Source organism: Vibrio sp. J2-3(2022) (assembly GCF_021725735.1).
In the GTDB taxonomy this organism is placed as follows: Bacteria; Pseudomonadota; Gammaproteobacteria; order Enterobacterales; family Vibrionaceae; genus Vibrio; species Vibrio diabolicus.
Window position 1 is genome coordinate 31,915 of sequence record NZ_JAKKCK010000009.1, and the last position, 12,578, is coordinate 44,492.

The following is a 12,578-nucleotide window of genomic DNA, read 5'->3' on the forward strand; positions in this document are numbered from 1 at the left end:
TTTTATGACTGTAACCAATCTTGATGTAGCTGATTAGGCGATCCTAGGTAATCCACCATCCATTGGATCAATTTATGATTATCATCTTTGCGCCAGACCAAGCAACAATGACTGAGCGGCTTATCATCTGGCATCACCTTCTCCACCAGCACACCATCATTGATCAGTGGCGTTGCAATATGACGTGGCATGTAACCCACGCCAACTCCATTTTTCAAACATTCAATTGCACTGTACCAGTTGGGTAGTAACAATCGGCGTTGTTGCGGGTAATGGCCAGTATGGCGCTTTGGCAGCACGTTTGAAGTATCATCAAGGCAGATCGCCGGAAATTGACTCACAAACTCTTCAGTAAGCACTTGTTGGCGAACACAGGGATGAGCGGGAGACATCACAAATGCCCAATCCAATACGCCCATATCTTTGACTTCAAAATCCCCACCAACGGGAACCGCAGACGTGGCTCCAACGACTATATCAGCTCGTCCTTGTGCTATAGCCTCCCAAGAACCATTGAAGACCTCCATATTGATCTGCAATTCAGCAAATTCAAACTCGCGATAAAAATCTTCCACCAAAGGTTTGAGCTTCTCTAACTTCACCACGTTATCTAAGGTCAGCTTTAACGTGCTCTTCCATCCTTGAGCTGCTCGGCGTGTTTGTGCTTTCACCTCTTCCATTTGACGCAGCAAAGAGCGAGCCTCAGCCATAAAAAGTTCACCTGCTGGAGTTAACTCCACTTTCCTCGGTAAGCGTCGAAACAGCACCACATCTAAATCTTGCTCGACCTGCCTTACTCCATAACTGATGGCTGAAGGGACTTTATGCAGCACCTCAGCCGCAGCGGTGAAACTGCCTAAACGGGCAACCGTATCCAGCATTTCCAGAGACGCTTTAGAGAACATGATTTAACCTTTCAAAAAATTTGATTGATAACCAACAATTTTAGCGTTTTATTTTCTTAAAATCGAAAAATAGAATAATAAGGTAAATAAATCAGGGTTGGCGCCAACTGATGTTGATTAAAAAATGATTAAATAATTTGACTGGTTGAATCATGAAAATATCAAAACTACAGCTCATTTATCTGGCAGCATTATCGATGCTTGGCTTCGTTGCTACCGATATGTATCTGCCAGCATTCAAAGCGATGGAAATCGACTTTGCAACAGGCCCAGAGCAAATAGCGCTCTCTTTAACGGTATTCCTAGTTGGTATGGCGGTTGGCCAGCTAATGTGGGGATTGGCATCCGATAAATTTGGCCACCGCAATACACTCGCGGCCGGGTTAGTGCTGTTTACTATCGCGTCATTCGGTTTGGCTTTCTGTGACCAAGTATGGCAACTACTGACACTGCGCTTTATCCAAGCTATCGGTGTATGTGCACCAGCAGTGATCTGGCAAGCCATGGTCATTAAACGCTACTCAAGCAGCAGTCAGCAAATTTTCGCAACGATCATGCCGTTAGTCGCGCTATCACCAGCGCTAGCACCTCAATTAGGGGTAGTGTTGGCAGATAACTTCGGCTGGCACAGTATCTTTATTACGCTAACACTAGTTGGTGTCTTCTTGGTCTTTGCGACAATGGCCCAAAAAGACGAGAAAGCAGAAATCAAACAAACCAGTATTTCTGCCGACATCAAAGCGCTGCTGAGTTCTAAAAAATACCTTGGCAACGTATTTATGTTTGCGACGGCTTCGGCTGCATTCTTTGCTTACCTAACTGGTATGCCAGAAATCATGGCGCAACTAGGCTATGAAGCCAAAGATATTGGTTTGAGCTTTATCCCACAAACTATCGCGTTTATGGCTGGTGGTTACTTGGGTAAAGTCGGCGTTCGTAAATTTGGTGATGAAAAAGTTCTACGTCAATTGATTGGACTATTTAGTGTCGCGGCAATAATGATATTCATTGCCTCACAATGGGAACTGTCTTCTATCTGGCCAATTCTAGCGCCTTTCTGTTTAATTGCGGTAGCCAATGGTGCGCTATACCCAATCGTAGTAAACCGCGCGTTGGCAAGTGCTAAGCAAAGCCCTGCAACAGCTGCAGGCCTGCAAAACAGCTTACAAATTACTGTGAGCAGTCTATCAAGCGCATTAGTTGCTGCAATGGCAAGCCAAGCTCAAATGGTAACGGGCGTTGCAATCATCATCTGTATGGGTGGTCTTTGGATGGGTTACATCTTATCTAACCGTGAATTGTCTCAGCACTTCACGACTCCAGACAATGCTCGTGTAGTGAGTGAAGACGAACTTTAATTGTTCAGATAATAAAAAAGAGCCGCGTAATGCGGCTCTTTTTGTTTATAAGCTTTTCAACCCCCACTTCTTGGCAGTCAACTTGAAAAAGCCTTGGGTCTTTTTCAGCTCAACCCAATGGTTGATGTAATTAATCCATACTTGATCGTCTTGCGGCAACAGCATCGCAATTGGTGTCGGTTTACGCGGAGCGGTCACTGGTACTATCGCCAGTTGTTTAAACTTGTCCACCAACGTCGCTGCTTCCACATTGGACGTCACCGATACATCGGCCCTGCGAGCTAGTAATTCTTGGAAGTCGCGCGCTGGCGCTTCAATCACAATGTGTTGAGCCAGCGGGAAAAACTCTTTCACCATTTTTTCTTGCACCGTTCCTAGTGTCGCCGCGACTTTCACATCAGGCGTATTAAAATCTGCCCAATCAGAGAATTTGGCGAGATCTTTCTTTTGCACAACAGGTACAAAGGCAAGGTAGAAATACGGTTGGCTGTATCCAGCGACTTTGGCGCGCGACATATTCAGGGACGCGCTGCCAGTAATATCGTATTTGTTGGCGGTAATGCCATTGACTAACGTCTTCCAATCCGTGGCTACATACTCTACTTTTACACCGAGATCTTTAGCAAGCTCTGTCGTTACGTCGATATCAAAGCCACGATAACTGTTGGTTGCAGGGTCTTTCATCGTCATCGGATTCCAATCTCCCGTCGTTCCAACACGGAGAACACCACTGTCTAAAATGGATTGAAGACGGCTTTCAGCATGAGCAATTTGAGTTGCAGCAAGTAAACACATTCCTAGCGCTAGTAAAATCTTTTTCATTTTTATTCCCTTAAAAATAATGACCTTATGCGGTTTAATGATTAACCTTTATTAAAGCTCTATTGATAACATAGCAGCAACAATGGAAGTTTTTTAGTTAATTCAGGGAGTAAATGTGACCTTTCGAACTCTATGGCTGATTTCGCTGCTGTTGCTCACAGGTTGCTCAGATTATCAATGGGGCTGGTATGTGCTCGATCCCTCCACGGAGCAAGGACTCACCAATCTGAAGTTTTTAATCGCCGGATTTAGTGACACCATCCAAGTATCACTCCTCAGTATGTTATTTGCGATGACCTTAGGTTTAATCATCGCCCTACCGGCTCTGTCGAACTCTCCCTACTTGAAGTGGATCAACCGCATTTATGTCGAGGTAGTCCGTTCAGTGCCTGTTTTAGTCTTACTACTTTGGGTGTATTACGGCATGCCAACGCTGTTGGATGTCTCACTCAATCACTTTTGGGCGGGTGTTATTGCCCTGACCATTGCTGAGAGTGCGTTTATGGCGGAGGTGTTTCGCGGCGGAATCCAAGCCATCAGTCGTGGCCAGCATGAAGCGGCTGAATCTTTGAGCTTAAGCTATTGGCAAAAGATGCACTTGGTAATTCTTCCTCAAGCGTTTCGACAAATTCTCCCACCATTGGGCAATCAATTTGTCTACATCCTCAAGATGAGCTCTTTAGTCAGTGTGATTGGTTTAAGCGATCTCACTCGCCGTGCTAATGAGCTAGTGGTGAATGAGTACTTACCCCTAGAGATTTATACCTTCCTCGTTTTGGAGTACTTGTTGCTCATTCTATTCGTATCCCAAGCCGTTCGTTGGCTCGAAAAACGCATCGCCATTCCCAGTTACTAACGATGAAGCCTTTAGCTAGAAACAACAAAGCCGCTCTTGTTGAGCGGCTTTGACAATATAGCGACAGAGTGCAGGTACTGCTTATTTCTGTTTTACAGGGCGTTGCCAGCCATTAATTTTGCGCTCTTTGACGCGAGTAATCACTAACTCGCCTTCTTCAACATCTTTTGTCAGCGTCGTGCCTGCACCGATGGTTGCGCCATCAGCGATAGTGACAGGCGCCACCAGCTGACTATCAGAACCAACAAATACATCATTACCGATGATGGTTTTAAACTTGTTCGCACCATCGTAGTTACAAGTAATCGTACCGGCACCGATGTTCGTACGTTGACCGATTTCAGCATCACCAAGGTAAGTTAGGTGGTTCGCTTTTGAGCCTTCTCCGATACGCGCATTTTTAACTTCTACGAAGTTACCCACATGGGAATCGTTACGCATCTCAGCACCAGGACGAAGGCGAGTAAATGGACCAACGGTACATTCTTCACCAACCGTTGCACCTTCAATCACACTGTAAGGGCGAACGATGGTGTTGTCGTCGATTTCGCAATCTTTCAGTACACAGCCAGCACCGATAACCACGTTATCACCGAGTGATACTTTACCTTCAATGATAACATTCACGTCAATTTCACAGTCCATACCGCACTGCAACTCACCACGCAAATCAAAGCGTGCTGGATCGCGTAGCATCACACCTTGCTCTAGTAGCTTCTGAGCTTGCATTGATTGGAAAGCACGCTCTAGACGAGCAAGCTGTGCGCGGTCGTTGACCCCTTCCACCTCAATGGCATTGACTGGGTGTACAGCTTCAACGGCACGACCTTCATCGTGTGCGGCTGCAATAACGTCAGTTAGGTAGTATTCGCCTTGCGCGTTGTTGTTGTTTAAGCCAGACAACCAACGCTTGAGATCCCCACCAGTCGCAACCATGACACCCGTGTTGATCTCTTTAATTTGTTTTTGTTCTTCCGTTGCATCTTTTTGCTCAACGATCGCAACAACAGGACCATTTTTACGAATAATACGACCATAACCTGTTGGGTTATCAAGCATCACTGTAAGCAGTGCAATACCACCAGTTGGTTGAGCATCCAACAAGTTCTCGATGGTTTCAGCTGAGATTAATGGCACATCACCATAAAGCACGAGGATTTTCTCATCGTCTTCGAAGCGAGGAGATGCTTGGTCAACTGCATGGCCAGTCCCCAACTGATCCGCTTGCAGCACCCAGTTTACTGGCTCTTCAGCAAGAGTGGTTTGCATTTGATCACCACCGTGACCAAATACTAAGTGAATATTTTGTGCACCAAGACCAGTACATGTATCAATCACATGTTTTGCCATTGGCTTCCCTGCCAAAGTGTGTAGCACTTTAGGCATGTTCGAATGCATACGGGTACCTTTACCCGCAGCAAGAATCACAGCACTGAATTTCATTGAGAACCTATTGACGTTTTATGTTAATTGGCCGTTATTTTAAACAGCTCTTTTAAAATAGTTAATGGAGTAAGGTAAATTTCCAACTAAAATTAATCAAAAAGGCGACCATTTGGCCGCCTTTTGTCATGCAACGTTGCTAATTGAGCTTAGCGACGCTTTTTTGTCAGCTCGATAACTCGTAGCTGAGCAATGGCTTTAGCCAGTTCACTGGCCGCTTGTGCGAAGTCCATGTCACCATGCTGATTCTGGATTTGCTCCTCAGCGCGGCGCTTGGCTTCTTCTGCCTTCGCTGCGTCTAGCTCTTCACCACGGATAGCGGTATCAGCCAGTACAGTCGCTGTACCAGGCTGAATCTCTACCATACCACCAGAAACATAAATGATTTCTTCGTGGCCGTGCTGTTTCACAATACGCACCATACCAGGCTTGATAGCGGTCAGCAGCGGTGTGTGACCATGGAAAATACCAAGTTCACCTTCGCTACCGGTCACCTGAAACGTTTCAACACGACCAGAGAAGATTTTCTTCTCAGCGCTTACTACGTCTAGGTGAAAGGTTATTGCTGCCATATCGCCTCCTAGTTAGCCTTATAGCTTCTTCGCATTCTCAATAGCATCGTCGATGCTACCGCAGTACATGAATGCCTGCTCAGGAATGTCGTCGTATTCACCAGCTAGTAGACCTTTAAAGCCACGTAGAGTCTCTTTTAGAGGTACGTAAATACCAGGGTCACCTGTAAATACTTCTGCTACGTGGTAAGGCTGAGTTAGGAAACGCTCAATCTTACGTGCACGAGATACAACTTGCTTATCTTCTTCAGATAGCTCGTCCATACCTAGGATAGCAATGATGTCTTTCAGCTCTTTGTAGCGCTGAAGTGTCTGCTGAACGCCACGAGCAACTTCGTAGTGATCTTGACCAACTACTAGTGGATCAAGCATACGAGATGTTGAATCTAGTGGGTCGATCGCAGGGTATAGACCCATTGCCGCGATGTTACGGTTAAGTACAACCGTTGCATCCAAGTGCGCGAACGTGGTTGCTGGAGACGGGTCAGTCAAGTCATCCGCAGGTACGTATACCGCCTGTACAGACGTGATAGAACCTGATTTCGTTGACGTGATACGCTCCTGAAGTACACCCATCTCTTCTGCAAGAGTTGGCTGGTAACCTACCGCAGAAGGCATACGACCTAGCAGTGCCGATACCTCTGTACCTGCAAGTGTGTAACGGTAGATGTTATCAATGAACAGTAGTACGTCACGACCTTCGTCACGGAAACGTTCTGCCATTGTTAGACCAGTCAGTGCAACACGTAGACGGTTACCTGGAGGCTCGTTCATCTGACCGTAAACCATTGCTACTTTAGATTCTTCAGGCTTCTCAACGTTTACAACGCCCGCTTCCTGCATCTCGTAGTAGAAATCGTTACCTTCACGAGTACGCTCACCAACACCCGCAAATACGGATAGACCTGAGTGCTGTAGTGCGATGTTGTTGATAAGTTCCATCATGTTAACGGTCTTACCTACACCTGCACCACCGAATAGACCGATTTTACCACCCTTAGCGAATGGACAAATTAGGTCGATTACTTTAACGCCCGTTTCTAGAAGTGCGATCTCGTTTGATTGTTCTTCGTAGCTTGGTGCGCTGCGGTGGATAGAGTAAACCTCTTCCGCGCCCACTTCACCACGCTCATCAATCGCGTCACCTAGGACGTTCATGATACGACCTAGAGTTTTAGTACCGACTGGTACTGAAATTGGAGCGCCAGTGTTAACCACTTCAACTCCACGACGTAAACCATCAGAGCTACCCATTACGATACAACGAACTACGCCACCGCCTAGCTGTTGTTGAACTTCAAGAACTAGACGCTCTTTTGAGTCCGTTACGTTTAGAGCGTCATATACACTAGGTACATTGCTCTGTGGGAACTCTACGTCGACTACCGCACCGATGATCTGTACGATCTTACCTGTAGCCATCGTTAATCCTCTAAACTATTTCGTTTTACCTAAGCTTAAACCGCAGCTGCACCACCAACGATTTCCGATAGTTCTTGTGTGATCGCAGCCTGACGGGCTTTGTTGTACACAAGTTCCAAATCGTCAATCAAGTTGGTTGCATTATCCGTTGCAGCCTTCATCGCAATCATTCGAGCCGCTTGTTCACAAGCAAGGTTCTCAACCACACCTTGGTATACCTGAGACTCTACGTAACGCACTAGTAGCGTATCCAGTAGAGGTTTTGGCTCAGGCTCATAGATGTAGTCCCATGAGTGCTCACGCTGCATCTCTTCGCTGTCCGATTTAGGCAAAGGTAGCAATTGATCGATCGTTGGTTGCTGAACCATAGTATTCACAAACTTGTTGAATACTACGTATAAACGGTCCAGTTCACCTTCATCGTATTTCTTCAGCATTACGCCAACAGAACCGATTAGGTCTTCTAAGCTTGGGTTATCACCCAGGCCAGAAACCTGTGCCGCAACTTTTGCGCCACCATGTTTAAAGAAAGCTGTTGCTTTTGAGCCAACAACGGCAAGCTCAATCTCAGCACCTTTCTCTCTCCATGCTTGCATGTCTGTAACGGCTTTTTTGAACACGTTAATGTTCAAACCACCACACAGACCACGGTCTGTCGAAACGATGATGTAACCAACACGTTTAGCTTCACGCTCTTCTAGGTACGGATGACGGTACTCTAGGTTTGCGTTAGCCACATGACCGATCACTTTACGCATTGTTTCAGCGTATGGACGAGAAGCTTCCATTGCATCTTGAGAACGACGCATTTTTGAAGCTGCTACCATTTCCATCGCTTTCGTAATTTTCTGCGTGCTTTTAACACTACCGATTTTATTACGTATCTCTTTTGCGCCGGCCATCGTTACTCTCCGTTAGTTGGTGGCAGAAACTGCCACCGACCTAATTACCAAGTTTGGGTTGCTTTGAAGTCGTCAGTCAGTTTCTTCAACTGAGCTTCGATTTCATCGTTGTAAGCGCCAGACTTGTCGATCTCAGCTGCTAGTTCAGCGTATTGACCGCGAGCGTACGATAGTAGAGCCGCCTCGAAATCTAGAACTTTGTTAAGTTCTACATCATCAAGGTAACCGCGCTCTGCCGCGAAGATAGTTAGAGCTTGGTCAAATACAGACATTGGAGCGTACTGCTTCTGCTTCATTAGTTCTGTTACTTTTTGACCATGGTCTAGCTGTTTCTTCGTTGCTTCATCAAGGTCAGAAGAGAACTGAGCAAATGCTGCTAGTTCGCGGTATGCAGCTAGTGCTGTACGGATACCACCTGATAGTTTCTTGATGATTTTCGTCTGAGCTGAACCACCTACACGAGATACTGAGATACCTGGGTCAACCGCTGGACGAACACCGGCGTTGAATAGCTCAGTTTGTAGGAAGATCTGACCATCGGTAATCGAGATTACGTTAGTCGGTACGAATGCTGAAACGTCACCTGCTTGAGTTTCGATGATAGGAAGAGCAGTCAATGAACCAGTCTTACCTTTCACTTCACCGTTAGTGAAACGTTCTACGTACTCTTCGTTTACACGAGCTGCACGCTCTAGTAGACGCGAGTGTAAGTAGAATACGTCACCTGGGAATGCCTCACGGCCTGGTGGACGTTTAAGTAGTAGAGAGATCTGACGGTAAGCTACCGCTTGCTTAGATAGGTCATCGTAAACAATCAGTGCGTCTTCACCGCGATCGCGGAAGTATTCACCCATCGCACAACCTGCGTATGGCGCTAGGTATTGCAGCGCTGCAGATTCAGAAGCTGATGCAACTACAACGATAGTGTTTTGTAGTGCGCCGTGCTCTTCTAGTTTGCGAACTACGTTAGCGATAGTCGATGCTTTCTGACCAATTGCTACGTAGATAGAGAAAATACCAGAGTCTTTCTGGTTGATGATCGCGTCGATCGCCAGTGCTGTTTTACCAATCTGACGGTCACCGATGATAAGCTCACGCTGACCACGACCGATTGGGATCATTGAGTCAACTGACTTATAACCAGTTTGCACAGGTTGGTCTACCGATTTACGGTCGATTACACCTGGTGCGATCACTTCTACAGGCGAAGTCATTTTCGCTTCGATTGGACCTTTACCATCGATAGGCTCACCCAGCGTGTTTACTACGCGGCCTAGTAGTTCTGGACCAACTGGCACTTCAAGAATGCGGCCAGTACCTGTAACTTTCATGCCTTCCTTAAGGTCAGCATATGGGCCCATTACAACCGCACCAACCGAGTCACGCTCAAGGTTAAGTGCCAGTGCATAACGGCCACCCGGTAATTCAATCATTTCACCTTGCATCACGTCCGCTAGGCCGTGGATGCGGATGATACCATCGCTTACCGATACGATAGTACCCTCGTTGCGAGCTTCACTAACAACTTCGAAAGATTCGATACGTTGTTTGATTAGATCGCTAATTTCCGTGGAATTAAGTTGCATGCTCCAATCCCCATTAAGACTGCAATGCATCGCTCAGGCGGTTCAAACGACCACGCGCTGAGTCATCGATGACTAGGTCTCCGGCTCGAATAATAACCCCACCAAGTAGGGTCTCATCTACACTGCAATTCAGCTTCACTTTGCGTTCAAGACGCTTTTCAAGTTTGCTGCCAATGTTTGCAAGTTGCTCATCAGAAAGTTCTGTAGCTGAAATGACTTCAACATCGATTTCTTTCTCATGCTCTTTCTTCAGAGTGTAAAACTCTGTGCAAACATCAGGAAGGGCCGCTAAACGACCATTCTCAGCCATCACCTTCAAAAGGTTTTGACCGTGCGTATCAACTTGTTCGCCGCAAACTGCAACAAAAATCTCTGCCATTTTATCAGCAGAAACCGAACCGGTTAGAAGTTCGTTCATTTGTTCGTTTTTGGCCACTTCAGCAGCAAAAGATAACATTTGGCCCCATTGGTCCAACTGGTCTTTCTCTAAAGCAAAGTCGAAGGCTGCTTTAGCATAGGGGCGTGCGATAGTAGTCAAATCAGACATATGCGCCCCCAGACTTAAAGTTTTGCAGTAATGTTGTCGAGAATATCTTTTTGCGCATCTTTATCGATAGAACGCTCAAGGATTTTCTCAGCACCAGCTACAGCCAGAGTAGCAACTTGTTTGCGCAGGTCATCGCGCGCACGATTGCGTTCAGCTTCAAGTTCTGCTTCTGCTTGCGCTAGGATTTTCTGGCGTTCTGCCTGAGCTTCCTCGCGAGCTTCATCAAGAATTTGAGACTTGCGCTTGTTCGCTTGTTCGATGATCTCAGTTGCTGTGCGCTTCGCTTCTTTCAATTGATCAGAAGCGTTGGCTTGTGCTAGATCCAAGTCTTTCGCAGCACGTTCTGCTGCTTGAAGGCCATCAGCAATTTTCTTCTGACGCTCTTCGATCGCTTTCATCAATGGTGGCCATACATACTTCATGCAGAACCACACAAATAGTGCAAACGAGATTGCTTGACCTAGCAGAGTTGCGTTTATGTTCACAACAGCTACCCCTCTATTTGGACTTAGTGTTAATCAGTGACAAGCGCTAATCGCTCGTCCCGAGTTAAAGGTGATTAACCTAGTTGACCAACGAATGGGTTTGCGAAAGTGAATAGTAGCGCGATTACGATACCGATCATTGGAACCGCATCAAGTAGACCCGCGATGATGAACATCTTAACTTGTAGCATAGGAGCCATTTCTGGTTGACGTGCAGCACCTTCTAGGAATTTACCACCTAGCAGTGCGAAACCAATCGCTGTACCAAGAGAAGCAAGACCGACGATAATACCTACGGCGATTGCAGAAAAGCTCAGTAAAGTTTCCATTACTATCTCCAATTTATAGTTGTTGGCTTAGTGCCCAAATAAAAAGCTTTAAAAAAATTAATGATCAGGATCTTCGTGTGCCATTGACAGGTAAACAATTGTCAACATCATGAATACGAAGGCTTGAATCGTAATAACCAAGATATGGAAGATTGCCCACGGTAGTGAACCCATCCATTGTAAGTACCATGGTAGCATTGCCGCACAAAGAATGAATACAACCTCACCCGCGAACATGTTACCGAATAGACGCATACCAAGTGATAGAGGTTTCGCCAATAGCGATACCACTTCAATCAGTAGGTTAAACGGAATCATAAGTGGGTGATTGAATGGATGTAGTGCAAGTTCTTTTGCGAATCCACCTAGACCTTTCACTTTGATGCTGTAGTAAATCATCAATGCAAAAACGCCTAGAGCCATAGCCATGGTGATATTCACATCAGCAGACGGTACAACCTTAAGGTAAGGGATACCTAGCCAATGTTCTGCTGGGTACGGTAAGAAGTCGATAGGAACTAAGTCCATCACGTTCATCAAAAATACCCAACAAAAGATAGTCAGTGCTAAAGGCGCGATCAGTGGGTTGCGTCCATGGAACGTGTCTTTGACGTTATCGGCGACAAATTCAACGATCATTTCTACAGCACACTGAAGCTTACCCGGTACACCCGCTGTTGTTCTCTTCGCTACTTTGTAAAAAATTCCGAGGAAGATTAAACCAGTAAACCAAGAAAAAAACAGGCTATCGATATGTACGTTCCAGAAACTTGTCTCCGACCCTACTAAACCCAACTTATACAGCGATAGGTTAGAAAGGTGGTGGGCAATGTAACCGGACGATGTTAGCGCTTCACCTGGCGCAGCCATAACTCATCCTATTTTTTGTTGTTAATGAATAGCACTGGTGCACAGATATTAATACCTAGTACCAGCAAATAGGTTAGTTTGAGGGGAACAAGTTCCACCTGCATATACATGTAGGCAACATAGAACAGTGCAACCGTGATGAGAATTTTCAGTACTTCACCCGTATAGAAGGAAGCCGCGATGCGCTTGGCAGCGCGAGCCCCACTAAACATGAAAGCACACAGCGCGAATACTGCATTGGCAACAACAAAAATGCCTCCGCCAATCAGCGCTGAAAATCCCCAGTCAGGATTTATGGCTACCGCCATTCCTGCTGCCACAAAAATAACCGCGCCAGACTGGATCATTAACAATTGCCTTGCGAGCTCTCGTCCTGGTCTAGCTAACGCAGCTACCATGTATTCGTACCTCTAGTAATATCCACTTCGCACTAAACTCTCTGTGCTGGGAAATTGGCGAAAATTATACGTTCAGTTCAACG

14 protein-coding genes are annotated in these 12,578 nt (G+C 46.1%); 2 read left to right on the plus strand and 12 right to left on the minus strand.

From position 1 onward, the window contains the following. Positions 1-2: 2 nt before the first annotated feature. Positions 3-905 (minus strand): DNA-binding transcriptional activator PunR, encoded by a 903-nt coding sequence (gene punR / locus L3V27_RS21435; protein WP_005394068.1) that lies wholly within the window; start codon positions 903-905, stop codon positions 3-5. Positions 906-1,057: 152 nt separating this feature from the next. Between punR and punC the strand changes: the two genes are divergently transcribed. Further along, a complete protein-coding gene (gene punC, locus L3V27_RS21440) occupies positions 1,058-2,263 on the plus strand; it encodes a purine nucleoside transporter PunC (RefSeq protein ID WP_104974661.1) in 1,206 nt (401 codons plus the stop codon). 45 nt (positions 2,264-2,308) lie between these two features. On the opposite strand, the gene L3V27_RS21445 is transcribed toward punC, so the two are convergent. Further along, complete coding sequence (locus L3V27_RS21445; RefSeq protein WP_005394073.1) at positions 2,309-3,085, minus strand: transporter substrate-binding domain-containing protein; 777 nt, start codon at positions 3,083-3,085, stop codon at positions 2,309-2,311. 115 nt (positions 3,086-3,200) lie between these two features. Between L3V27_RS21445 and L3V27_RS21450 the strand changes: the two genes are divergently transcribed. Beyond that, positions 3,201-3,941 (plus strand): amino acid ABC transporter permease, encoded by a 741-nt coding sequence (locus tag L3V27_RS21450; RefSeq protein ID WP_046874589.1) that lies wholly within the window; start codon positions 3,201-3,203, stop codon positions 3,939-3,941. An 81-nt stretch (positions 3,942-4,022) separates the two neighbouring features. On the opposite strand, the gene glmU is transcribed toward L3V27_RS21450, so the two are convergent. From glmU to L3V27_RS21500, 10 genes are all read right to left on the minus strand, one after another. Beyond that, positions 4,023-5,384 (minus strand): bifunctional UDP-N-acetylglucosamine diphosphorylase/glucosamine-1-phosphate N-acetyltransferase GlmU, encoded by a 1,362-nt coding sequence (glmU, locus tag L3V27_RS21455; RefSeq protein ID WP_005394079.1) that lies wholly within the window; start codon positions 5,382-5,384, stop codon positions 4,023-4,025. A 149-nt stretch (positions 5,385-5,533) separates the two neighbouring features. Further along, on the minus strand, positions 5,534-5,956 hold the full coding sequence (locus L3V27_RS21460) for a F0F1 ATP synthase subunit epsilon (protein WP_005378937.1): 423 nt from the start codon (positions 5,954-5,956) through the stop codon (positions 5,534-5,536). Positions 5,957-5,974: 18 nt separating this feature from the next. Then, positions 5,975-7,378 carry a F0F1 ATP synthase subunit beta gene (gene atpD / locus L3V27_RS21465; protein WP_005383849.1) on the minus strand — a complete coding sequence of 468 codons (1,404 nt, stop codon included), beginning with the start codon at positions 7,376-7,378 and terminating at the stop codon, positions 5,975-5,977. Positions 7,379-7,413: 35 nt separating this feature from the next. After that, complete coding sequence (gene atpG, locus L3V27_RS21470; RefSeq protein ID WP_005394082.1) at positions 7,414-8,280, minus strand: F0F1 ATP synthase subunit gamma; 867 nt, start codon at positions 8,278-8,280, stop codon at positions 7,414-7,416. 44 nt (positions 8,281-8,324) lie between these two features. Further along, entirely contained in the window at positions 8,325-9,866 is a 1,542-nt protein-coding gene (gene atpA, locus L3V27_RS21475; protein ID WP_005394084.1) for a F0F1 ATP synthase subunit alpha, read from the minus strand. Between the two features lie 13 nt (positions 9,867-9,879). After that, a complete protein-coding gene (gene atpH, locus L3V27_RS21480; protein WP_005394085.1) occupies positions 9,880-10,413 on the minus strand; it encodes a F0F1 ATP synthase subunit delta in 534 nt (177 codons plus the stop codon). Between the two features lie 14 nt (positions 10,414-10,427). Further along, positions 10,428-10,898 (minus strand): F0F1 ATP synthase subunit B, encoded by a 471-nt coding sequence (gene atpF, locus L3V27_RS21485; RefSeq protein WP_031780375.1) that lies wholly within the window; start codon positions 10,896-10,898, stop codon positions 10,428-10,430. Between the two features lie 74 nt (positions 10,899-10,972). Continuing rightward, entirely contained in the window at positions 10,973-11,227 is a 255-nt protein-coding gene (gene atpE, locus L3V27_RS21490) for a F0F1 ATP synthase subunit C (RefSeq protein ID WP_002540812.1), read from the minus strand. Positions 11,228-11,284: 57 nt separating this feature from the next. Continuing rightward, positions 11,285-12,097, minus strand: coding sequence for a F0F1 ATP synthase subunit A (gene atpB, locus L3V27_RS21495; protein WP_005378922.1), 813 nt, complete (start codon positions 12,095-12,097; stop codon positions 11,285-11,287). A gap of 8 nt (positions 12,098-12,105) precedes the next feature. Continuing rightward, positions 12,106-12,495 carry a F0F1 ATP synthase subunit I gene (locus tag L3V27_RS21500; protein WP_005378921.1) on the minus strand — a complete coding sequence of 130 codons (390 nt, stop codon included), beginning with the start codon at positions 12,493-12,495 and terminating at the stop codon, positions 12,106-12,108. Between the last annotated feature and the right edge of the window lie 83 nt (positions 12,496-12,578).